Source organism: Thermodesulfobacteriota bacterium (genome assembly GCA_035559815.1).
GTDB lineage: Bacteria > Desulfobacterota_D > UBA1144 > Nemesobacterales > CSP1-2 > DATMAT01.
The window spans coordinates 1-23986 of the sequence record DATMAT010000018.1 but is presented as its reverse complement, the minus strand read 5'-3'; the positions used below and the strand labels follow the sequence as shown (position 1 = coordinate 23986).

The 23986-nt window shown below is 47.1% G+C and carries 16 protein-coding genes and 1 pseudogene; 12 read left to right on the top strand and 5 right to left on the bottom strand.

What is annotated here, in order from left to right; all coding sequences use genetic code 11:
• Nucleotides 1-24: 24 nt before the first annotated feature.
• The 4 genes from VNN20_03800 to VNN20_03785 all read left to right on the top strand — a co-directional run bounded on the left by VNN20_03800 (nt 25) and on the right by VNN20_03785 (nt 6432).
• Nucleotides 25-3750, top strand: coding sequence for a tetratricopeptide repeat protein (locus VNN20_03800; protein HWP91309.1), 3726 nt, complete (start codon nt 25-27; stop codon nt 3748-3750).
• A 71-nt stretch (nt 3751-3821) separates the two neighbouring features.
• Complete coding sequence (locus VNN20_03795) at nt 3822-4085, top strand: DUF4242 domain-containing protein (protein HWP91308.1); 264 nt, start codon at nt 3822-3824, stop codon at nt 4083-4085.
• A 169-nt stretch (nt 4086-4254) separates the two neighbouring features.
• A complete protein-coding gene (locus tag VNN20_03790) occupies nt 4255-5850 on the top strand; it encodes an FAD-dependent oxidoreductase (GenBank protein ID HWP91307.1) in 1596 nt (531 codons plus the stop codon).
• Nucleotides 5851-5904: 54 nt separating this feature from the next.
• Nucleotides 5905-6432, top strand: coding sequence for a hypothetical protein (locus VNN20_03785; GenBank protein HWP91306.1), 528 nt, complete (start codon nt 5905-5907; stop codon nt 6430-6432).
• Nucleotides 6433-6602: 170 nt separating this feature from the next.
• Here the strand turns inward: VNN20_03785 and VNN20_03780 are convergent, their stop codons facing one another.
• The gene (locus VNN20_03780) at nt 6603-7394 is read right to left on the bottom strand and encodes a DUF2182 domain-containing protein (protein HWP91305.1); all 792 of its coding nucleotides are present in this window, start codon (nt 7392-7394) and stop codon (nt 6603-6605) included.
• A 245-nt stretch (nt 7395-7639) separates the two neighbouring features.
• Nucleotides 7640-8269, bottom strand: coding sequence for a DUF1326 domain-containing protein (locus VNN20_03775; GenBank protein HWP91304.1), 630 nt, complete (start codon nt 8267-8269; stop codon nt 7640-7642).
• Between the two features lie 211 nt (nt 8270-8480).
• Between VNN20_03775 and VNN20_03770 the strand changes: the two genes are divergently transcribed.
• The 5 genes and pseudogenes from VNN20_03770 to VNN20_03750 all read left to right on the top strand — a co-directional run bounded on the left by VNN20_03770 (nt 8481) and on the right by VNN20_03750 (nt 18159).
• Nucleotides 8481-10616, top strand: a complete 2136-nt coding sequence (locus VNN20_03770; protein ID HWP91303.1) for a TonB-dependent siderophore receptor — start codon at nt 8481-8483, stop codon at nt 10614-10616.
• Between the two features lie 199 nt (nt 10617-10815).
• Entirely contained in the window at nt 10816-14115 is a 3300-nt protein-coding gene (locus VNN20_03765; protein ID HWP91302.1) for an adenylate/guanylate cyclase domain-containing protein, read from the top strand.
• Between the two features lie 105 nt (nt 14116-14220).
• Entirely contained in the window at nt 14221-17448 is a 3228-nt protein-coding gene (locus tag VNN20_03760; protein HWP91301.1) for an adenylate/guanylate cyclase domain-containing protein, read from the top strand.
• A gap of 173 nt (nt 17449-17621) precedes the next feature.
• Nucleotides 17622-17852: an addiction module antitoxin gene (locus VNN20_03755; GenBank protein ID HWP91300.1), complete on the top strand. Its 231-nt coding sequence runs from the start codon at nt 17622-17624 to the stop codon at nt 17850-17852.
• Between the two features lie 22 nt (nt 17853-17874).
• A pseudogene (locus VNN20_03750) lies at nt 17875-18159 on the top strand (type II toxin-antitoxin system PemK/MazF family toxin).
• A 25-nt stretch (nt 18160-18184) separates the two neighbouring features.
• On the opposite strand, the gene VNN20_03745 reads toward VNN20_03750, so the two are convergent.
• The 3 genes from VNN20_03745 to VNN20_03735 all read right to left on the bottom strand — a co-directional run bounded on the left by VNN20_03745 (nt 18185) and on the right by VNN20_03735 (nt 20510).
• The gene (locus tag VNN20_03745) at nt 18185-18622 is read right to left on the bottom strand and encodes a type II toxin-antitoxin system VapC family toxin (protein HWP91299.1); all 438 of its coding nucleotides are present in this window, start codon (nt 18620-18622) and stop codon (nt 18185-18187) included.
• Nucleotides 18622-18819, bottom strand: coding sequence for a hypothetical protein (locus VNN20_03740; GenBank protein HWP91298.1), 198 nt, complete (start codon nt 18817-18819; stop codon nt 18622-18624). Before VNN20_03740 ends, VNN20_03745 begins: the two co-directional genes overlap by 1 nt.
• 143 nt (nt 18820-18962) lie before the next feature.
• Nucleotides 18963-20510 (bottom strand): sigma-54-dependent Fis family transcriptional regulator, encoded by a 1548-nt coding sequence (locus tag VNN20_03735; GenBank protein ID HWP91297.1) that lies wholly within the window; start codon nt 20508-20510, stop codon nt 18963-18965.
• 313 nt (nt 20511-20823) lie between these two features.
• Between VNN20_03735 and VNN20_03730 the strand changes: the two genes are divergently transcribed.
• From VNN20_03730 to VNN20_03720, 3 genes are all read left to right on the top strand, one after another.
• Complete coding sequence (locus VNN20_03730) at nt 20824-21684, top strand: IPT/TIG domain-containing protein (protein HWP91296.1); 861 nt, start codon at nt 20824-20826, stop codon at nt 21682-21684.
• Nucleotides 21685-22554: 870 nt separating this feature from the next.
• The gene (locus VNN20_03725; GenBank protein HWP91295.1) at nt 22555-22692 is read left to right on the top strand and encodes a hypothetical protein; all 138 of its coding nucleotides are present in this window, start codon (nt 22555-22557) and stop codon (nt 22690-22692) included.
• 1085 nt (nt 22693-23777) lie between these two features.
• Nucleotides 23778-23986 (top strand): hypothetical protein (locus tag VNN20_03720; GenBank protein ID HWP91294.1); only part of this gene is annotated, 209 nt, incomplete at its 3' end.

Below are 23986 nucleotides of genomic sequence, written 5' to 3'. Positions count from 1 at the left end.
ATTAGGAGAGTTAGCAAATAGAGAATGAGATGCTCTAATTGCCAACATGACAACCCGGAAGAGGCAAAGTTTTGCGGACAGTGCGGAAGCAAGCTAGGGCTTAAGTGTCTGAGCTGTGGGAGAGAAAATCCTCCAGCCAACAAGTTTTGCTTTGAATGCGGGGGGAAGCTGGACAATGGCGTCAATAAAGCTGACGCGTTTATATTAGACCAGCCGCTGAACTATATCCCCGAGAACCTGGCCCGAAAAATACTCGGCGGCAGAGCCGGCCTCGAAGGAGAGCGAAAGCAGGTAACCGCACTTTTTGCGGACCTACACGGCTTCACCGAACTTTCAGAGAAGCTGGACCCGGAGGATGTGCGTTCCATAATGAATCGGTGCTTTGAGATTATCATAGAAGAGGTGCACCGCTATGAGGGAACGATTAATCAGTTCTTGGGAGATGGGGTTTTAGCCCTTTTTGGAGCTCCTATAGCTTTGGAGGACCATCCTCACCGAGCTTTGAGTGCGGCTTTGGCTATTCAGAAGGCGATAAAAGGGTACGGCGACAAGCTCAAAGAAGAGAGGTCTATTGACTTCAGGATGAGGATAGGGCTCAACACCGGCCTAGTGGTTGTTGGAACTATAGGCAACGATCTACGGATGGACTACACGGCTATAGGGGACACGGTTAATTTGGCCTCCCGTCTTCAGAGTCTAGCCGAACCCGGGAAGATACTCATCTCTGAGAGCACTTACAGGCTGGTAAGCGGGTACTTTCTTACACGTCCTCTTGGGGAGGTTCAGGTAAAGGGAAAGTCAGAACCGGTAAGAGCATACGAGGTGATAGGGGCTCGAAGTGCCCGGACACGGATCGACATCGGGATAGAACGCGGTCTAACGCCCTTTACCGGAAGAGAGAAGGAGCTAAGCATACTTGAACAATGTTTAAATAAAGTGAAAAACGGGCATGGGCAAATCGTCTCGGTGGTGGGGGAGGCGGGGGTAGGCAAATCTCGATTACTCCTGGAGTTCCGGAAATCACTCGCCAACGATAACGTAAGCTGGCTTGAGGGTAGATGTCTTTCCTTCGGTAAATCCGTATCTTATCTGCCGGTAATAGAGATTTTAAAGAAGGCTTTCCACATAGCGGAAACGGATGCCGAAGATGACATAATTAGAAAAATCGATGAAGCCACATTATCCCTCGGAAACGACCTGGAGCCAGCCATACCCTATTTTAGATATCTTCTCTCCGTAGACCGAGGGCAATCTTCGGTCGCCGTTATGGACGCTCAACTGAGAAGAGCGGAGATATTCGAGGCGGTCAGAAAAGTGATAGTAGCAACCGGAAAGGTTTGTCCCCTGGTACTGGTTGTAGAAGACCTTCACTGGATAGACAAGACCTCTGAAGATTTTTTTGCCTTTCTCACGGATAGCCTTGGTACATTACCGGTGCTGTTAATTCTCACCTATAGGCCGGATTACTTCCAGCCATTCAGAGAGACGGATTATCATAGGAAAATCTTGTTGAATAATCTTTCTGGAGATGAAAGCGCTAAAATGGCAGAAGCTCTCCTGGAAACCCACAGTCTGCCGAATGATATTATTGAACTGATCAACAAGAAAGGGGAGGGTAATCCGTTCTTCATAGAAGAGCTGACAAAATCGCTCTTGGAGACCGGGATAATCGTAAAGACCAACGGTGGGTATAAAGTCAATAGGCTCGTATCGCCATTAGAAATCCCGAGCACGGTACAGGATGTAATAATGGCTAGGATAGATAGGTTAGATGAAAACCGAAAGAGAATTCTTCAAATTGGATCCGTCGTTGGAAGAGAGTTTAGCCTTGATCTGCTCGAAACCGTGTCCGGTGATAAAGACCTTAAAGACCATCTATTGGCGTTGAGAAATTCAGAGTTGATCTATGAGACCGGTTTTTCTCCGAACTCTGAATATGCGTTCCAACATGCTCTGACCCATGATGTAGCTTATTCCAGCCTCCTGGTTCAAAAAAGAAAGGAGCTTCATGAAAGGGTGGGAACGGCCATCGAGGAGCTGTACTTAGATAGAATTGAAGAGCTATATGAGATTCTTGCCCATCACTTCAGCCGGACGGATAATCGAGAAAAGGCATTTCATTATTTGAATATGGCAGGTAGAAAGGCGAAGGAAGTATACGCTAACAACGAGGCGATTAGTTTCTACGGCGAGGCTCTAAAGCGCTTGTCTGGGATGCCTGAGAACGGGCTGAACAGACAGAGGAAGATAGACGTTCTTCTGGATATGGAGAACATCTACGATGCTACGGAAAAGAGAGAGGAGCAGAAAAAAATCCTGGATGAACTCGTAGAATTATCAATGTCACTAAATGATGAGAGAAGGCTTTCCGACGTGTATATAAGACAGGCGGAATTCTTGAGTGTTATGAAGGAATACCGAAAGGCTAAAGAGATCGGTAAAAAGGCCCTTAATCTTAAGAAGATGATCGGTGATAAATCAGGAGAGGGAAAGGCCTTAAGGGGCATGGGTTTTATACATTGGCATTCGGGCGACTATGATAAGGCACTGAAATGCCATCTTGAGTCTTTAAATATTCATCGGGAGTTGAAAGCCACAGAAGCGGAAGGGTTTGAGCTGGTAAGTCTTGGAGATATTTATAGAAAGCTAGGGCGTTATAAAGATGCTTTATCATGCCTAGAAGAAGCGTTAAAGATTTATAGAGACTTAGGGATAATATTCGGCCAGCATACTTGTACATTCAATATAGGCAGTGTTTATAGAGACATGGGCGACTATCAATCCTGTTTAAAGACTTACCAAGAGTGTTGGAGAATAATCAAGGAGAGAAGATACAGTACACTTAGTTTCTCCGGGGTGATCGCTGTTCCGAGCGCTATCGCCAATGTGTATTGGCGTCTCGGTAATTATGAAGAGTCCCTAAAGTATTATCTAGAGGCGCTCGGTATAAGCAGAGGGTTGGGAAACAGGCTTGAAGAGGCCAGTATCCTAAGCTCCATTGCTGCTATTCATGAAATCCTAGGGGATTATAAAGAATCGCTGAAGCATTACCAATACGCTTTAGAGATTTTTAAAGAATTAGAAGACAAGGCCTCTGTAGGTAGGGTGCTCAGCCTAATCGGGAATATATTTCGACAGAATCTGCTTGATTATCATGAGGCCCTCTCGTACTATCAAGAGAGCTTGGATATTAAGAAAAAAATAGGCGATGAGGAAGAGGTTAGGACTGTGCTAAACAGCCTGGGAGTAGTTTGCTGGAATCTAGGTCTTTACCAGGAGGCTCTTTCTTACTACCAGGAGTCTTTGGAAGTTTGTAGGAGGACCGGAAAAACCATACAGGAAGGAATAGCCCTTAGCGGCATGGGTGTGGTGTACCTCAGCTTACACGATTATGAAAGGGCATTAGGATGCAATCAGAAAGCTCTTGATATTCTAAAAGCAGCCGGAGACCAGAGGGTTGAAGGATATATTCTAAACTCTATCGGAAACGTGTATTATGAGATGGGTGATTACCGTGGGGCTTGGAAATCATATCAGGAGTCTTTGAGAATAAGAAAAGAACTCGGAGATAAAAGGGGAGAAGCATGGGTTCTTCATAATCTTGGAAGGGTTTATCGGGCCCTGGAAAATTATGAAGAGGCTAAGAGGTGTTATGAGGAAACTCTATCTTTAGCCCAGGAAGTAGGGGAAGAGGAGTTAACGGCAAGTAGCAAAAACGCGTTATCCGAGATAATGAAGGAGAGTATTTAGCGATTAGCTTTAGGGAACTAAAAAACTAAACACCAATCACTAAAAACTTAAAAAGAAGGAGGGATTACAAAATGCCGCGATTTTTAGTTACCAGGACAGTTCCACCATTGAAGGAAGAGGAGATAACCGCAGCAGCCAAGCTAAATAAGGCCGTTGCAGAGGAGCTGGGAATGAAATGGATAAAAAGCTACCATTCTGCGGCTGATGGAAAGTTCTACTGTGAGTACGAGGCGCCGAACATTGAGGCTATATACGAACACGCAAAGCGCGCACAACTCCCAATAGATATTGTGTCTATGATATCGGGTGAATTTGACCCAAGTATGTTTAAGTAACAATTAACCTTATATTCTGTGCTGGGGACGACCCGCAGGGTTGTCTTATAAATAAACCAATAGATCTACGCTTCGATTTTCTATACCACTAATATTGCCGATTAAGTGAATTTCATATATAAATTGAATTATTGCGCAATGAGTTTTCCACAACGAGGAATCAAGGATCATGGCGTCATCGAGAATTGTAATTGTCGGGGGCGGTTTCGCCGGAGTGAAATGCGCTAAGACCCTTCGCCGGTTATTGCCTCCGGAAAATTGCGACATAGTGCTCTTCAACCGGGAAAACCACTTGGTTTTTCAACCGCTTTTGGCCGAGGTTGCCGGAGCATCCATAGACCCGGATGCGATAGCTGCGCCGCTAAGACAGATGCTTCCGGGTGTGCATTGTAGGTCTAAAGAAGTTAAGAGCATCTCACTTAACGAAGGCTTTGTCGAGTTTGAGAGCTATGAAGGTAATTTACTTCAAATGTCCTACAACCATCTTGTTCTTGCCTGTGGGGAGGTCGTCAACCTGAGCCAGATTCCGGGAATGGCCGACCATTCATTCCCTTTGAGGACGGTCGGCGACGCTATACGCCTTCGCTATCATGTTATCCGACAATTGGAAAAGGCCGAGGTGTGCAAGGATGAGGGGCGAAAAAAGTGCTATCTCTCTTTTATCGTACTGGGTGGGGGCTTCAGCGGTGTAGAAGTCGCCGGAGAGATTAATGACCTAGTCCGTGATAGCGTGCATCTCTTCGAGAATATACCACCTAGCCTGGTCACGGTTTCCCTAGTACACCCGCACGACCAAATTCTGCCCGAGGTTACTCCTAAGCTCAGGGACTTTTCGCGGGTAGAGATGGAAAAGGCGGGTATAAAGATGGTTTTGAATAAACGCGCTTTGCTCGTGACCCCGGAAGGGGTCGGACTTAACGACGGGAGTTTCATTAACGGGGCTACGGTTATTTGCACGGTGGGGAATGCCATGTCCCCAATAATTGAGCGTTTGGATATTCCCAAGGAACATGGGCGACTCGTTACCGAGGCAGACATGCGTATTCTTGGATTTGAAAATGCCTGGGCTATAGGGGACTGCGCCTATATCATAAACAGTTATGATAACAAGCCATGCCCTACTACGGGGCAATTTGCCGAGCGTCAGGGAAAACAGGCCGCCGAGAATATAGTTCGGGCAATAAACGGACAGAAGACCCGCCCATTTCGCTTCAAACCGCTCGGGCAACTTTGTTCGATAGGCGGCCATAACGCCGTGGCCGAGATACTGGGCATCCGTATTTCTGGTTTTCTGGCCTGGTTTCTCTGGCGCGGAGTTTATCTTTTGAAGCTTCCGTCATGGGCCAGGCGCGTCAAGGTAGGGTTTGACTGGGCATGGGACCTAGTCTTTTCGCGTGACCTCGCTTACCCGAAAACCAACGAGACTGAACGCATCTCCAAAGCTTACTACAGGCCGGGTGATTACATCTTCCACCAGGGCGACCCTGGGGTAAATTTCTACATCATAGAGAGCGGAGAGGTCGAGATACTCAAGTCTAGAAAGGAGGGAGAGATGGGTGATGTCATAGCGGTTCTTGGTTCCGGTGATTTTTTTGGTGAAATGGCATTAGTCGACAATAAGCCACGTAATGCCAGCGTAAGGGCCAAAACACCGGTGGAAGTAGTGGTGATGGGCAAGAATGTGTTTACACAAATATCCAGTTCGCTCGGTCCGTTACGGGATTTAATATCGGAAGCGGTCAGGGACAGGAGGGCCAGGCAGTAATTTGGCTTCAGTTTGTGGATTGTCGGAAATTTCTGATGATGTGGAGATGTTGACATGAGCGGACGTTATCTACTATTGTTGATGGTTGCAGCCACGGTTGTAATTTTTATATTTGGAATCCTTCAAATGTCGGACCGGCCAAAGGAATTAAAGCAGTTTCCGCTGAACAGCCTTGATGGAATAATCACCAATTCGGGCGTCGAGTTTGACCAGCGTATCTCCAGCGATGGTAAAGGGTCGCTTCGTATAAGCGTCGAAGAGCCTGCGGTTATAAAGCTGTTCGAGGTCAGGGACATAAGTGTTGAGGATGCACGCTTAATCTATCAGATGAGAATCCGTACAGAAAATCTGCAAGGCGATGCTTATCTAGAAATAAGATGTAGCTTTCCCAACCGGCGGGAGCTTTTATCCCGAGGGCGTAGCAGCCGGATAACCGGAACTCAGGATTGGTCGACGCAAGAGGCTACTTTCTACTTGGCAAGGGGAATGAAAACGGATGGAGTTAAGCTTAATCTGGTTATAAACGGCAAGGGGACTGTGTGGGTCGACGACATCAGGCTCACAAGAGCACCACTTCGTTGAGTTGGTAGTACATAACTAGAATCTGTAGACTAACTTTAGTTGTGAAAATCAGGATTTGTCGGACGGTGTCGGGATAAGTTACATTTTTTCAATGAATTACCAAAATCACTTTCAGCGGATGTACATCCGCTCATCCTGAGCCCGGTCGAAGGATGCGTTCCCTGCGCTATTTAAATCAGCATCGAAAATATCTCAGGCTGAAAAGCAATAACAATCCCCAGAATAATCAGCGCCCCGCCCACCAATCTAGAAATTAACACCCCATGTTTACTAATCTTTTCCACAAATATCACCAGCGCCAGGATTCCCATCCACGCCAGATTCATCAACCCCATGACGAACAGGACAACCATAAGGCCCCAGCAACAGCCGAGGCAATACGCTCCGTGGTCTACCCCCATGATTAACGAGCCCAGGTAGCCTTCTCTCCATTTGTGGGTGATGAAGTGGAGTGGAGAACGGCAATGGGTTAGGCAGACGTTTTTGAGCGGTGTTAGTTGATATATTCCGGCGGCGACTAGAACTACTCCGCTAATCAGAGGGGTATAGGATTGTAAACCGGGGAAGGGCATTCCGAGATGTCGGATCAGCAAATCCGCCAGATATGCCAGAACGCCAAAGGAAGCCCAAACTACTAGATACCCGGCAACGAATACCCAGGTTGGTATGAACCCTTTGTTCCCGGCTTTTCGCTTGTTCTGTACGGTAGAGAAGATAACCACCATCGGCACCACTGCCGGGAACATCATTGCAATCATCATCACCGTCCACATGACTAAAAAAAGGGAAGCCTCTAGAATCGAGGAAGTATGCTCCATATTCATGGGCATCTCCATTTCCATCGGCGAATGAGAAGACATACCCGTCGAGTGCTGTATGGTGACAACCCAGGCAATTACCGATACTGCTATCAAGGCAGCTATGATAATCTTTTCGTGCTTAGATAACTGAATATTCAACATGTCTAGTCCTCTCTAAAGTTTCGGGGAATTGGTTCTAACCTGAGAATTTACCATCGCACCCAACACGGTGTCCACCGTTATTACAAGGGCGTCGGCCTTGTCAGCACCGAAAGCATAGATAGAATGTACTCTATGTAAAACTCGATGAGGCAATCTAGTTTGGCTAAAGATCTTTTTGTTATTTAAGGCCTCTCTCTATTTTGTCATTCCGAATGAATATGAGGAATCTTTAAGCCTGGAAATACTCAATTACTCCAGTCAAAGGCATTAAGATGGGCATGGGTGTTCTCATGTGTAAAAATGAGCCTGCCGCCCGCTGTGACTTTGAGAATGGCTGCGTTTGCAATCTCCGCTTCTTTGAACTCAAACCCGTTGGGTAAAACTATCCGTGCCCGGTGCTCTTCACCCGTCACCGGGTTCCTGATCGGTTGAGTGCGGCTTTCGAGAATGCCGGGTATGCGCACATTAGCGGTGCGGTGGTCATAATCCATCTCCATGAAAATCGGCGCGAAGATAGGAGCAGGTCGGTTTGGAGTAACCGCAGCGAAGATTTCGAAAAACACGCCGCCATACTTGCCGCTGGAAAGCTTAATCAGCGCCTCGCGCTGCTCCGGCGTGGCCTGTTCATCGATAATAATCTGTATTGTGCCATTGCCTTCATGTATTGGTCCCGGAAACCAACCGATCCCGGCGAAACGCGTGCCGTTAAGCCGAGTATCGCCGAAGTACCCTTCTCTGACCTGCCAGACGGCTATTCCCTCGCAACGGCCATGGGTCGGCAGGGCGTTGAATTGACAGGGGCAGCCCCAGGCACAGTTGCAGTTGGAGATCTCATAGCCGGTGATGTGCCATTTTATACCGGTTGATGTGTTCATGTTTGTTTGTACCCTTTTTAGGTATTTAATTTACTATACACGTAAATTTTTTCCACTTTAATTTTCTCACGGATAAAATTGTATCTTTGGTCTTTCGTTAGCACTTGACAGTAATATCCAGGCTAATAGAACCATATAAACATCAATCCGAAAGGCGTCGTGAGGTAGGAATCTGATATGAAATTGTATAATCTGCCTTAAGGAGTGATTGTTGATTGCGCTATTTAATCCGGCTAAGGAAGTTTTGGTTTTCCTGCTGGTTTTCTTTCTTTCATTCGGGGTGAATAAAGCACAGGAAAAAGAGCAGGAGTCTGAGATAGTCCTTCCAGAAGTCTTAGTTCCCGGGGAGAGAAGAGAAGGCTCTTATATCGAAGAGGAGGCCTCGACCGCTACCAAGACAGACACACCTATCCAAGATATCCCCCAGTCTATCGAAGTCATCGACCGCGAACTCATTGACGACCAAGGTGCAGTGCAGTTGCAGGATACGGTTTATAACATATCCGGAGTAGTTCCAGGGGATTCCTTCTTAGTGCCGTATCTTGTCCGTGGATTCAGGGCGGAGATACTAAGAGACGGATTTTCTTTCAGCTCCGCTATATTTCTCAATCTTTTGCTCGAAGAGCTGACTAATGTAGAGCGCATCGAGTTTCTCAAAGGACCTGGCTCCGTACTCTACGGGAATGCTGCCGCCGGAGGGATAATAAATATCATAACTAAGAAACCTCTCCCTTATTTCTATGTTTCAGCAGAGGGTATGATTGGTAGTTTTGATTTCTATAGAGGAGCTTTAGACCTTTCGGCTCCTTTGAACAAAGACAATAGCTTACTTTTTCGAATAAATGCTTCCTATCGCAATTCAGACAGCTTCCGTGATTTTATATTTTTGGAACGGGTTTTTGTAGCTCCAGTATTAAGCTGGCAGATTAATCCAAAGATGGTACTAACGCTTGGGGGAGAATACTTCTATGTGGACCAGCCTTTCGATGAAGGACTCATTGCAGTTGGCGATGAGGTAGCGGAGATACCATTTAGCCGTAATCTTGCCGAGCCAACCGACAGGACTAAATTTAAGAACTATCTAGCTAAAGCTACACTTGAAACCGAGTTTAACGAAAATGTCTCTCTTAGAAATGCCTTTCAGTATTACCGCACAGACGCCGACACTTTTGACCACAGAAGCCTGGCGCTTCTCGAAGATAACAGAAATCTTTTGCGGTTCATATTTGACTCGACCCTTAAAGACGAGATTTATACCACGCAGAATGAACTCAACATCAATTTGAAAACATGGTCAGTGGACCACGATATACTAATCGGGCTGGAATATATAAGAGAAAACTTCGACAACCCTGCCCGGTTTCTTCCGGCAAGCCCGATAGATATATTCGACCCGGTTTACGGCATCGAAGTCCCTTTCAACCCAGATGACGTGCCTTTAGTAAGACGGTCAGGAAAACTGAACGACTTGGGGGTATATGTACAGGATCAGATCAATCTATTTGACCGTCTTTTCGTGCTTGCCGGTTTGCGCTACGACTACTTGAATCAGAACTTAAAGGATAACACCTCTGCACCGGATTTCAGTTTCAACAATATAAAAAAAGAGGACAGCGAGTTCAGCCCCCGCTTTGGTATAACCTACAGGCCAGTCCGAGGTGTTTCGTTATATGCAAATTATGCAAAGTCTTTTAAACTGCTATTAGTGAATGCATTCACGACAGACGGCTCGGTCCTCGACCCTGAAAGGTCGACACAATATGAAGGAGGAGTTAAGTTTTATTTTTGGGATGGCAGGCTCTCTTCGACTATCGCCCTTTATAAAATAATAAAAAGAAACGCCCTGACACCCGACCCGGCTAATCCCATTTTCTCCGTCCAGGTTGATAAGGAAAGAAGCCAGGGGTTTGAGTTTGATTTGACTGCCGAGCCTGTAAACGGTTGGAACATAATAGCGTCTTACGCCTACACCGATGCGGAAGTGGTAGAGGATGATTTTTTTGAAGAGGGCAACGAGCTTGCCGGAGTTCCAAAAAACAGCGGGAGCGTATGGACAACTTACAAGTTTTACAAGGGGGTCTTAGACGGATTTGGAGTCGGTGCTGGTTTAGTCGCTGTCGGCGAGAGGGAAGGGGATCTTGAAAATACATTTAAATTGGACGGCTTTGTGAGGCTGGATGCGGCTTTGTACTATGAGAGGCAAATTAGGAATATCGGAAAGGTGAAAGCATCTGTGAATTTTAAAAATATTACTGACGAGGATTATATTGTGAATTCTACTTCAAGACTAACCGTCATTCCCGGTGAGCCGTTTACGATGCTGGCTACGTTGAGGGTTGAGTTTTGAAAGTTACACACCCCTAAATCCCCCCCTTCGGCAGGCTGGTCTCAAGAGGGGAGTTGGCAAAAAAATCCCCTCTAGAGAGGGGTGTCCCGTAGGGACGGGGTGTGTTAGACAGATTTACCCGGAATCGTGAAGTAACGCGTAAATACTACTAAATTACAATCCTCTGGTGTGGTATAATCTGGGTCGAGGAGGGGTGGGGATGCAGTGCCCAAAGTGCAATTTTAGCAATCCATCCGGGTTCAGGTACTGCGGGGAGTGTGGGGCTGTTCTAAGTGAATTATCTCCAGAACTAAAGAAAGAAGAAGCGGAGCGACGCCAGATAACGGTGATGTTCTGCGACCTGGTGGGATTCACCAGCCTTTCCGGACAGATAGACCCTGAGGAGTTGAGGGAGATAGTCACCGCCTATCAAAGAGGATGTGCGGAGATAATCTACAAGCATGGCGGGCATATTGCCCAATATCTTGGAGACGGCCTTCTAGTGTATTTTGGGTATCCGATAACGCATGAGGACACAGCCCAGAGGGCGGTGAGAGCAGGGCTGGAGATAGTAGAGGCAGTTCATAGACTAGCATTACCCAGGACTCATCTACAGAAAGACATAGGGGTTAGGGTAGGGATACACACTGGGGTAGTGGTAGTGGGTGAGGTAGGGGGAGAAGCAAAACATGAATGGTTGGCGGTAGGGGAGGCGCCGAATGTAGCATCGAAGCTTCAGGAGATAGCCGGGGAGAATGAGGTAGTGATAAGCTCGGAAACGCATCGGCTTTTGGAGGGGGAGTTTAAGTGTGAAAGCATGGGATTGCGTAATCTTAAGGGGATAGGGGGGTGGGTGGAGGTATATCGGGTAATAGGGGAGAGGAGGGTAAGGAGCAGGTTTGGTAGGCATATAGCGAGGGGGCTGACGCCGCTGGTGGGGAGGGAGGAAGAGTTAAGAGCATTGAAGAGCTTATGGGAGAGAGTGAGAGGGGGAGTGCAGGTGGTGATGCTGAGAGGAGAGGCGGGGATAGGGAAGTCGAGGATGGTACATGAGTTAAGGGAGAAGATAAAGAACGAAGAGAGCATAGTTCTTGAATGTCAATGTTTAGAGAATTATCAGAACAGTGCATTTTATCCGTTGATAGAGCTATTGGAGAGGATGATGGGGATAGGGAGAGAGGACACGGGAGAGGAGAAGATTGGGAAGATAGAGGATTATGTAGGGGCACGCTGCAGCGTGCCCAGGGATGTGACGGTACCTTTATTCGCGTCATTGTTGTCTCTTCCCATTCCCGAGGGGTATCCGCCGATCCAGGTAACCCCGCAGAGGCAGAAGGAGAAGACGATAGAGGCTTTATATGATTTGTTCGTGGACATGGCAGTAAAGCAGCCGGTGCTGTTTGTAGTGGAAGACCTGCAGTGGGTGGACCCTTCCACTCTAGAATTTTTAAATCTTTTCATAGATAGTAAGAACGAGAATAGAATTCTCATTCTTCTTACATCCCGCCCTGAAAGCCCAGACATGCTGTCGAAGGATGCTGATTTTATTACGTTAGATAGGCTGAACGAGAGAGAGACGGGAGAGATGACCGAAAGTATAGCGAAGGGAAAGACGTTGCCGTCTGAATTGTTGAGACAGGTAGTGGCAAAGAGCGACGGGATACCGCTATATGTGGAAGAGATAACGAAGATGGTGATGGAGCAGGATCTGGCATTTGTAGGGGCGACCGGCCGGTCGCCCGTATTTGCAATTCCCTCGACACTTCAGGATTCATTGATGGCGAGGTTAGACAGATTATCCACGGTAAAAGAGGTAGCGCAGATAGGGGCGGCCATAGGGAGGGAGTTCAGCTACGAGTTACTAAAGGCAATCTCCACAATTGACGATACGGTTTTGCAGAGGGAGCTCGATAGGTTGGTAGAAGCCGAGCTTTTATTAAAGTTAGATAACCCGTTCGCCCTGAGCCCCTTCGACTCTGCCGCTCATCCTGAGCCTGTCGAAGGAGAGCGGCAGGCTCAGGGCAGGCCCGTCGAAGGGCGAGATGTTAAATATTCGTTCAAACACGCTTTGATTCGGGATGCGGCGTATCAATCTTTGCTGAAGAGCAAGAGGCAGCAGTATCATCAGCGGATTGCGGAGGTATTGGAGGAGAGGTATCAAGAGACAATAGAGATAGAGCCGGAGATTATAGCACATCATTACACAGAGGCGGGAATAGGGGAGAAAGCGATTCCTTACTGGACCAGGGCTGGACAAAATGCTGTAGAGCGCTCGGCAAATATAGAGGCAGTAAGTCATCTTAAGAAAGCCCTCCAGTTACTGGAGATACTTCCGGAAACTCCGAATAGTAATGAGAAGGAACTCACAATATTGGTCATGCTGGGGTCGGCCTTGGCATTAAGCAAAGGGTTTTCCAATCCAGAAGTTGAAGAAAATTATAACAGAGCCTTAGAGCTGTGCCGGAAGGTGGGGGGCACCCCTCATCTTTTCCCAATTTTAATGGGTTTATCAGTTATGTACAGCTTCAGGGATTTGAAAATTGCTATTGAGATGACTGATAAGATGTTTAAGATTGCCGAAAGTGCAGAAGACCCAAGCTTTTATATATGGTGCCATTCCTATATGGGTACATTAAAATACTGGCAAGGGGAGCTTGACTCTTCGCTGGAGCATATTAACGCGGCAATAGCTATCTCTGAAACGGAGAAGTCTTATAATAAATATGGTTTTTATGACCCAATTTTGATGGCACTATGCTATAAAAGCTGGATTCTGTTGATTCTTGGCTATGCAGAACGGGCGTCCTCTATACTTCATCAAGCCCAAGTTATGGCTCAAGCTGGTGCTAATCTTGTAGAGCTCTGCTTCTACATGGCCTTTACGGCCATGTTTCATTGTAAAAGTCGAGAGGTTGAATTGACATTGGAGAGATCGGAGGAATTGGTTGCCTCTTCTACAGAATTTGGCTTGCCGTTTTATATGGGGATGGGGAAAATTCTTCGTGGCTGGGCGCTGATTATGGGTTCTCATGATAATCTTTTGGTGAAGGCCGAGAATATAATCAAACAGATGTGGCAGGGAATAAGAGCGCCTGAGACTGGGAGAGATGAAGTGATCATCCAGGTTTTTGCACCACAATTTGCCGAAGTGTACTTGAAAATCGACCAAGTAGAGGTTGGTCTAAATTTTGTGAACGAGTGTTTAGCTAATCTCGAAGAAACAGGATTTTGCCTTTTTGAAGGAGAGTTAAACCGTTTCAAGGGAAAATTTCTCCTGGCTCTTCTTGACGAGGGCAAGGCAGAAGAATGTTTCCTCCGTGCCATTGAAATTGCCCGCAGGCAAAAGGCCAAATTATTCGAGCTTTGCGCCGTGATGGATTTGAGCCGTCTATGGATGAAGCAGGGAAAGAAAGAAGAAGCGCGAAACATGCTCGCCGAGATTTATGGCTGGTTTACGGAGGGGTTTGACACAAAAGACTTACAAGAAGCAAAGATATTGTTAAATGAATTGTCGAAATAGTCGAGAGTAGAGAGTCGGGAGCCAAGAGTCGAGAGTGGGCAGTTGAAGCTGTAATTTTTAGCACTGTTGTGATAGACTTAGTTGAGTCTAATTTTGGGGGCGGGGATGCACTGCCCGAGTTGTAGCTTCGAAAACCCACCGGGGCTTAATTTCTGCGGGCGATGCGGTACGCCTCTTACAGTGCAACCTGCGGATACCAAACCTAAAATTGAATCAGAGCGTCGCCAGATAACGGTGATGTTCTGTGATATAGCCGGCTTTACCAGCCTCTCAGGGCAAATCGACCCCGAAGAGCTTAGAGATGTGGTGACCGCATATCAAAGGGGATGTGCAGAGATAATTTATAGTTTTGAGGGTTATATCGCCCAATATCTGGGCGATGGACTTCTGGTTTACTTTGGTTACCCGTTTGCTCATGAAGACGATGCACAGAGAGCTGTGAGGACAGGGTTAAGGATTGCAGGGGCGATTGGTAATTTGTCTCTGCCGAAGGAGCACTTACAACAATCCGTACAGATTCGGATAGGAATTCACACCGGTCTTGTGGTGGTGGGAGAATTAGGGGCAAAGGAGAAGCGGGAGCTACTCGCACTGGGCGAGACCCCGAACATCGCTTTTCGTCTACAGGAAATAGCCCAACCGAACACCGTAGTAATCAGCTCGGACACTTATCGGTTGGTACATGGTTATTTTGAGTGTCTCGATCAAGGTCTTTGTACTCTCAAAGGAATTTCCAGGCCGGTTCAGACATACCGAGTCACCGGGGAGCGTCGGGGTGTAAGCCGATTTGCGGCGGCTGTCGGTACAAAATTAACCCCGCTTGTAGGACGAGAGAAGGAAGTAGGACTTTTGCTTAACCTGGGGGAGAAGGTGAAGAAGGGAAACGGGCAGGTGGTGCTAATCAACGGAGAGCCGGGAATCGGCAAATCCCGCCTTTTGCGCGTGCTAAGAGATCACGTATCTGGAGACGCTCATGTGTGGCTAAAGTGTAGCTGCCTGCCGTATCACAAAAATACCGCTTTTTACCCTGTGATTGACCTTCTTGAGCGGATCTTTGAATTTAGAATAGAAGATTCCCCGGAGGAGAAGTTTAGAAAGCTCGAGAGGGCACTGAACGCAGGACCGTGGTGTCCCATTCCACTACAAGAGACGGTTTCTCACTTTGCCTCCTTTCTTTCTCTCCCAATTCCTGACAGTTACCCACCTATTACTTTGACTCCCCAGAAGCAGAAGGAGAAGTTACTCGAAGCCCTGATTTCATGGCTCATGGAAGTGGCAAAGAATCAGCCTGTGCTCTTCGTAATGGAGGACTTGCACTGGGCAGACCCATCGACTCTGGAATTTCTAAATCTTCTTATAGATCGGGAACCTAAAGCTCCTATTTTTATTGTCCTTACATTTCGTCCGGAGTTTATCTCTCCTTGGGAGAGCGGTCCGCATATAACCAATCTCACTGTAGGCCGGTTAAGTCAGAAAGAAGTAGAGGCTATGGTGAAGAACGTAGCTGGAGAGAAGACACTTCCGTCTGAGGTGTTAAATCAGATCGTAGCAAAGACCGACGGAGTGCCTCTTTTCGTGGAGGAACTGACAAAGATGGTAATTGAGTCTGATTTGGCATTTGTAGGGGCGACCGGCCGGTCGCCCGCATTTGCAATTCCCTCGACACTTCAGGACTCACTCATGGCAAGGTTAGACCGTCTGGCAATAGAGAAAGAGGTGGTAGAGCTGGGATCCACAATTGGTCGGGAGTATAGTTATGAGCTACTCCACGCAGTTTCATCCCTAGACGGAATGACTTTGCAGAGAGAGCTCTCTCGATTAGTGGAAGCAGAGCTTCTCTACCAGAGCAAGTTTTTCGCTCAGACTAGGTACACATTCAAGCATGCCCTGATTCAGGTTGTGGCATATCAGTCCTTGGTAAAGGGGAAAAGGCAGCAGTATCATAAGAGGATTGCAGAGGTCTTGGAGGAGCGGTTTCCATGGACAGTCGAGACACAGCCGGAACTTCTGGCACATCACTTTACTGAAGCGGGTGTCGTAGAAAAAGCTGTTCCCTACTGGCAGAGGGCAGGGGAGAGGGCTATCGAGCGCTCGGCTAACATAGAAGCTATTGCTCATCTCAGAAAGGGCTTAGAGTTGCTTAAAAATCTTCCTGAAACCCCTGAGCGTGCTCAACAAGAACTGGCCTTACGAATGACCCTTGGTATTCCGTTGACCATGACCAAGGGCTATGCAGCATCAGAAGTGGAAGAAACTTACGCTCGGGCTTTGGAGCTGTGTCAGGACCTGGGCGAGATTCCGGAACTCTTTCCGGTGCTCCATGGACTTTTGAGGTTTTATTTGGTGCGGGCAGAGTTTAAAAGATCGCATGAGTTGGGTGAACTAATCATGCGCATAGCCCAGAGCTTGCAAGATAACGCTCTTCTTGTCGAAGCCAACTTTGGGCTTGGGACTACATTGTTTTGGCTGGGAGATTTGATCTCTGCCAGAGCTTGTTTGGAGGAGGGAATTGCACTATACGACCCTGAGAAGCATAGTTCACATGCCTACCTCTATGGACAGGATCCCGGGGTAGCTTGCCGTGGATTTGCATCCTGGAGCATTTGGCTTCTTGGCTACCCGGATTCGGCTCTGAGGTTATGCAAGGACATGTTAGTCTTGGATCGGGAGGTATCTCATCTCTTCAGTCTGGCTTATGCTTTACACTTCGATGCAGTAATGAATCAATTCTGCTGTGAACCAGAGCTCATTCTAGAACGAGCGGAGGAGGAGGTCGCACTCTCAAAAGAGCAGGGTTTTACATTCTGGCTGGTAGGTGGGTCCATTCTTCAGGGTTGGGCGTTAACAAAACAGGACAAAATGGAAGAGGGGATTGAACAGATACAAAATAGCATAGCTGCCTGGCAGGCAACTGGAGCGGAACTGGCAAGGCCGTACTTTCTTTCTCTGCTGGCTGAAGCCTATTACCGGGAAGGATGGGTGAAGGAAGGGTTAGAAGTGCTGAGTGATGCTCTAACCATGATTGATAAGAGTGAAGAACGCTGGTGGGAAGCAGAGTTACTAAGGCTGAAAGGGGAATTATTGCTTGCATACTCTCAAGGCAATCGAGATGAGGTAGAAGAGTGTTTTCGTCGTGCCATTCGAATTGCGCGTCGTCAAAGTGCAAAATCTCTAGAGCTTAGGTCTGTAGTGAGCCTGAGTCGTCTTTTGAGGGAGCAGGAAAGAAGAGATGAAGCGAGGGAAATACTCTCAGAGATTTACGGCTGGTTTACGGAGGGGTTTGATACGAGGGACTTGATTGAAGCGAAGGAGTTGTTAAATGAGTTGTCGTAGAATAGCCACGTATGTGCACAAGCTTACACTAATGAATAAAATTTTTACAGTTCACCTTAATCCTGTCTAAGGGCAAGAATGCAGTTCAGTGTTCACATTCTTCCTTGCATTTCTTGTGCTTCTTAATGTTGTAACCTATACTGTACGTATTGAATACGTACATAGGAGTAAATATGCAGAAAAAACTAACTATTACCATAGATGAAAAGGTTTATGAGGGGTTACATAAAGTCATTGGTCCCAGAAATATTAGCCAATTTATAGAATCCTTGGTTAGACCTCGTGTAGTCTCTCAAGATTTAGAGGCGGCATACATGGAAATGGCGCAAGACGAGGGACGTGAAGCCAAAGCATTAGAGTGGTCTGAAGCCACAATCGGAGACGTCAGCGATGAACCGCGGTGAGGTATAGAGGGTAAACTTTGAACCCTCTATCAGCGGTGAAATCAAAAAGAAAAGACCCGCAGTCATTATCAGTAATGATGCTTCAAATAAATTTCTGAACCGGGTGCAAGTGGTACCGCTGACGAGCAAGGTGGAGCGACTTTATCCTAGTGAGGCATACGTGAACCTGAGTGGAAAACAAAATAAAACTATGGCCGATCAATTGACCACCGTAAGCAAATCACGCTTGATTAACTTGGTGGGAAGATTGTCTGATTCAGATATGAAAAAAGTCGAAAACGCTGTTAAAGTGCAACTCGACTTGTAGGCCCTTTTCGTTTTACTTTTAAATTTTATATGTTGACCGGGTCGATGACCTCAAGGAAGGGGAAACGATGAAAATCCGTATCCCTGGTATAGATTCGTTTTATACCGTGCTCTCGCATCAAGATTGCGATGTGGGCATAATGGAGAAGATTACCGCTCAAACCCTGGATTTCCTTGAATGTCCTGGCGGCTACCTCGGTGTGATTTTCTCCTTCTGAAAGCATTCTCAGTCCCGGAGAAGCTAGTATAGCCTTGACCAAACTCCAGGCCTGCTCAAGGGTTAGAGGATTGCGAAAAACCCTTGGATGTGTGCTGACTCGTAAAAACTCGTAGAGAATCCCCCATGTTGTGTACCAGGGTAAGCGGTCTTTCCTCCATGTCTCTAGCAAAGTTCTACACTGGGTGTGCTCCTTTGATTTTCTATCAATGGCATATATGAACACATTGGTGTCCACAACGAACATTAGCGTCCTTCCATTGCTTGGTAAAGGGCATCCCGGTCTGATATATCCACATAGGCTCCTCCTAGGTCGAATGAAGGCAGGGGTGGAATGTCGGTAGTATCCCCTCTTTTACGCTCGAGCATCAGACGGAGAGCCGCTTCTACTAACTCGGAAATGGTTGTGTCACGCTTTGCGGCCTCTTCTCGGAGGCGTTTCATAATTTTGTCATGGATTATGAGGGTAGTTTTCATATGGAAAACCGTACATAAGATATGGATAGATGTCAATATGTAGGCTCTTCGGGCTTAGAGGCGGCATATGGGGAAATGGCACGGGGCAAGAGATTTCCGACTATAGACTCTCAACTTCTTATCAGTCCGTATCTCTTCATCTTATTTATCAACCCCTGCCGGCTGAGGCCCAAAAGCTTTGCCGCTTGCATCTGGTTTTGCTCACACCTTTCTAATGCTTCTACGATAATCTTCCTCTCGAATTCTTCGACCCTCTCTTTCAGGGTATGTTTTGACAGCAACTTGAGAGACCCTTTATCCCGACTGCTCTCCTGTATATTTTCAGGAAGGTCCTCTTCGTATATTAATTTTCTGGGAACTAAGGTCACCAGTCTTTTTATGGTGTTTTCTAGCTCTCTAACATTTCCGGGCCAACTGTAACTCATCAAAAGGTCCAGTGCCCTACCGGAAATCCTCTTTGGCTCCTTATCCAATTGCTGGCAATACTTTGTAAGAAAATGATCTACAAGGATAGGAATATCATCAGGAATTTCCCTGAGCGCCGGCATCTGAATCTGTATTTCTTTTAGACGGTAGTAGAGGTCTTTACGGAAATTCCCCTTCTTGATTTCTGTTTCCAGGTCTTTGTTTGTTGCGGCTAGAATTCGCACGTCTATCGGAATTGTCTTCCTGCCACCTACATGTTGTAAAACCCTCTCCTGAATTACACGGAGTATCTTTGCCTGGGCCGCCAGACTAAGGTCTCCGATTTCATCTAAAAATAGCGTTCCTCCGTTTGCTTCCTCGAATTTTCCGATTCTCGCCTCTACCCCGGTGGCCACACCCTTTTCAATCCCGAATAGCTCTGTTTCGATTAGGCTCTCCGGAATCGCTGCGCAGTTTATGGCGATGAAAGGGCTTTTTGCGCGCGGGCTGTTGTAGTGTATAGCCTTGGCTGCCAGTTCCTTTCCGGTGCCGCTCTCGCCGAAGATAAGGACATTGGCGGTGCTGTCGCTTATCTGTTCGATCAGCCTGACCACGTTTTGAATCTCCGGGCTGGTGCCTACTATGCTCTCGGTGGAGAATCGGTCCTCAATCTCTTTCCACAACTGTGCGTTTTCTTTGAGTAATTGCTCTTGATAATCCTTCAGGTCGGCGACCAACTGAGCGGCTTGGATGGCGGTAGCTACCTGCTCGGCCAAGGCCTCCATAATCCCCTCGTCCCTTTTGGTGAAGGTGCCCGCTTTTTTATTAAGGACTTGGAAGGTTCCAATTACCTTTCCTTCCTGGTTCTTTAGCGGGACGACGAGGAGGCTTTGTGTTCGGTATCCGGTACGGGCATCAACCTTCTTGTAAAATCGCGGGTCTTGATAAACGTCTTCCACATTGATCATTTGACCGGTCATAGCAGCTTTTCCGGCAATCCCCATGCGGGCATCGAGCCTTATCTGCTCGCCGTCAAGTGTCACTATTGACCAGAGCTCTTGCTTTTCTCTATCCAGGAGGAAAATGCTGGCTTTCTCGGCATTGGTGAGGTCTGCGGCTTCCCTGGCTATAAGATAAAGAAGGTTGGACAAATCCTTTTCTGAGTTTATGGCATAGGAGATTTTGATAATCTCAGGGAATTCTTCACCGGTCTTATTATGTTCGTGAGAGGATTGTTTCTTTATGGAGTGCACTCTATCTCCTCAGCTTGGATAATTTTATCACTGTTGATATGGAGGTGTCAATGGAATTAACACCATGTAAATCAACTTTACACAGAGTCTAATTCCTTCATTGGCAATTGTTAAAGCTATTTTCGAATTGAAACATGTAAAGAACGTTTACATACAACTTAGGAGATGACCGATTCAAGAAATAAGGAAAACTTTCTTTTAATTAACTTAATCGCTTGATCTCACTAGACTTTCTTCTCTTCATTATTCCTTTACTCCTACCTGGCATTGGGCTTGCTGTGCTGAGTTTTAAAAAATAAAGGAGGGTAAGCAAATGAAGAGGATAGTATCGTGTTTCGAGGTTTCCAAGGAGGGGTCGGGGGTAAACATTTTTAAAGCTCTTGGTGTACTAGGCATTATTCTGTTTTTTTTAATTTCGTTTTCTATTAAGGTGTCGTCAACACCTGTGGAAGGAGGAGTAACGATTAACGAGGTGTTAGTGGATTTTGAGGATGAAACCATAACTATAATGGGGACTAACTTCACACCAGCAAGCGATTTAACTGTGACACTTGGCGAATTCGGGGTTTTAAATATTGTTACTTCGAGTTCAAATTTGATAGTAGTGGAGTTTCCTTCACAGGGTTTGTTAGCGGGTGATTATCTTCTTACCGTCTCAACAGGTTCAAGCCAAAGCAAAACGGAGGATTACAGCCTAACCATAGGGGCGGTAGGCCCACAAGGAGAACCTGGTCCAGAGGGTCCACAGGGGCCACAGGGTGAGCGGGGTCCACAAGGAGCCCAAGGACCAGTAGGTCCACAGGGACCACCTGGACCACAAGGACCTCAGGGAGAAACCGGTCCACAAGGACCGGCAGGTCCACAGGGGCCAGAGGGCCCTCCAGGGATTTCGGAGTATCAGATAGTTGGAGGTACTTTTTTTCAGGCGATACCCCCTCTTCAACAAAGTCTTACCTATACTGTCCTTTGTCCTGCGGGGAAAAATGTAATAGGCGGAGGCGGACAGTGTTTAATAGATAGCGGTGCCCCCCTCGGTACATATCCTGTAGCCATGAGACAATCTCAACCAAATTCCCCAGGTACGGGTTGGGAGCTATCGTGTTTTAATGCTTCCTCAAGTTCTCAGCTTAACGTAACAATCATTGTTAGAGCTATTTGTGGAGTAGTCCAATAATTATTAAATTCCAAGCGGGGTGAGCTGGGAGGCTTACCCCTGCTCCTGGCGGAGAACATTTTGTTCCTGAAAGAATGCACAAGGATCTTTCTTACAACGGTAGCGGTTGAAACTTAATTATGGAGCTTATGTTGTACTGCAATGCTGCTTGTTAAAAAGTAAAGGAGGGACAGCAAATGATGAGGATACTCTTCTATTCTCCAGAACAATACTCACGGACGGGCTTTTTTAAAGCGCTTGGAGTATTGGGCGTGATTCTGATCTTTCTAATATCGTTTCAACTTAAGGTATCAGCGCTACCGGTAGAGGGTGGTGTAACTATTAACGAGGTATTTGTAGATTTTCAGAGTGAAACCATCACGATCCTCGGAGCAAACTTCACCCCCACAAGCAACCTGAAGGTAATATTGGGAGAATTTGGCAATTTAACTATAGTTTCTGCGAACTCCAATACGGTAGTGGTGGACTTTCCTTCGCCGGGTTTATCAGATGGTGACTATCTTCTTACTGTCTCTGTTGGAACAAGCCAGAGTAAGACGGAGGACTATAATCTAACTATAGGTGCAGTAGGCCCTCGGGGCGAACCTGGGCCGGAAGGTCCGCAAGGTCCTCAAGGACCTGAAGGACCGCCGGGACCACCCGGGCCTCAAGGTGAGACTGGGCCGCAAGGACCTCAGGGTTTACAGGGTGAAATTGGCCCACAGGGTCCAGCCGGAGAAGACGGTCTCGATGGTCTCGATGGGACTTCGTGTTGGGATTTAGACAGCAGTGGAACATGCGATGTGGCCACGGAGGATTTGAACGATGATAATGAATGTACCCATCTAGATTGTAAAGGGGAAAAAGGAGAACAAGGGCTGCAGGGTGAAATTGGACCTCAAGGCCCGCAGGGTGAGCAAGGTCCACAAGGGCCGCAGGGAGAGACTGGGCCTCAAGGTCCTCAGGGAGAAACCGGCCCGCAAGGACCTCAGGGATTGCAGGGCGAAATCGGACCTCAAGGTCCGGTAGGACCAGTAGGTCCTCAGGGCCCACAGGGTCCAGCAGGAGAAAATGGTCTTGATGGACTCGATGGTATATCATGTTGGGATCTAGATGGTAGTGGAACGTGCGAGGTAGCGACGGAGGATTTGGATAATGACAATGAATGTACCCCTCTGGATTGTAAGGGAGAAAAAGGTGACCAAGGGGAGCAGGGAGAAGTAGGGGCGGAGGGACCACAAGGCCCGCAGGGCGAGCAGGGTACTCAAGGTGCTCAAGGACCGGAAGGTCCTCAGGGTCCAGCGGGGCCACAAGGCCCAACTGGAGCAACAGGTCCGCAAGGACCAACCGGACCACAAGGCCCTCAGGGTCCGGAGGGGCCACAGGGACCACCGGGACCCTCTCAGCTTACTAATAACACAGCTACCTGTGATGCCAGTAAAGCGGGATACTTGCGCTATAACGGAACCAATTTTGAAGGCTGTAATGGAACTGAATGGGTAAGGTTTACGACAACAACAATACTCGCACCAGCAGAATTCTCCATATTAAATGAAACTGGAAGCCCACCTGACCAAGCCCAATGTGTCAGTTGGCATACATTTAGAAATAATCTGTCACCAAATTACACTAGGATCACATTGTATGGTGACCTTGGTGGTCCATTCGTATGTGATGGTTCAGGCGCTGCTACTTTGATTAATGCAATCAGAAATAAACAGCCGATACAAGTGACGTGTGGCGGCCAACTATGGAACGTAATAAGGTACAATGCTGGACTTGATCCTAGTGGAGTAACAGTTTCTGTTGAGATTGGTTCAGGATTCAGTCAAAGTGATAACAACTGCCAGAATCGAGCGATCCGGCCGTGCACGGTTAGTAACGGTACGGAAGGGGGATTAGGATCGGGCCCGACTCCTTCATGCAACGCGCCACGACAGCAAATCAATATACGTTTTGAACAGCCCTGAAGAGCCTAGATGAAGAGATTTTTAAATTCGGTCTTCGGCAAACTTAAGTTTTTATTCTCTAGAAGTTGGGCCGCGTGCCATCGGAGGAGTCGACAGGCTCCTCCTGGCTCTTTAATGAGGAATGCAAAGATTGTGAGGTAAAAAATGAAATCCTTTGAATTTATAGCATTTAATTCATCGGGAAAGAAGAAGCTGGGTACGGTTAGGGCGCCGAGCCTACCAGAAGCCAAGAAGAAGATACTAAAAAGAGGGTTTTATTTAGCGCACATAAAATTTCATGGTGGTTCTGGTCCGTATAGTCAAAACCCTATTTCGTTTTTCAGGTGGATAAAGGAAACCTTCCTTTCAGGGGA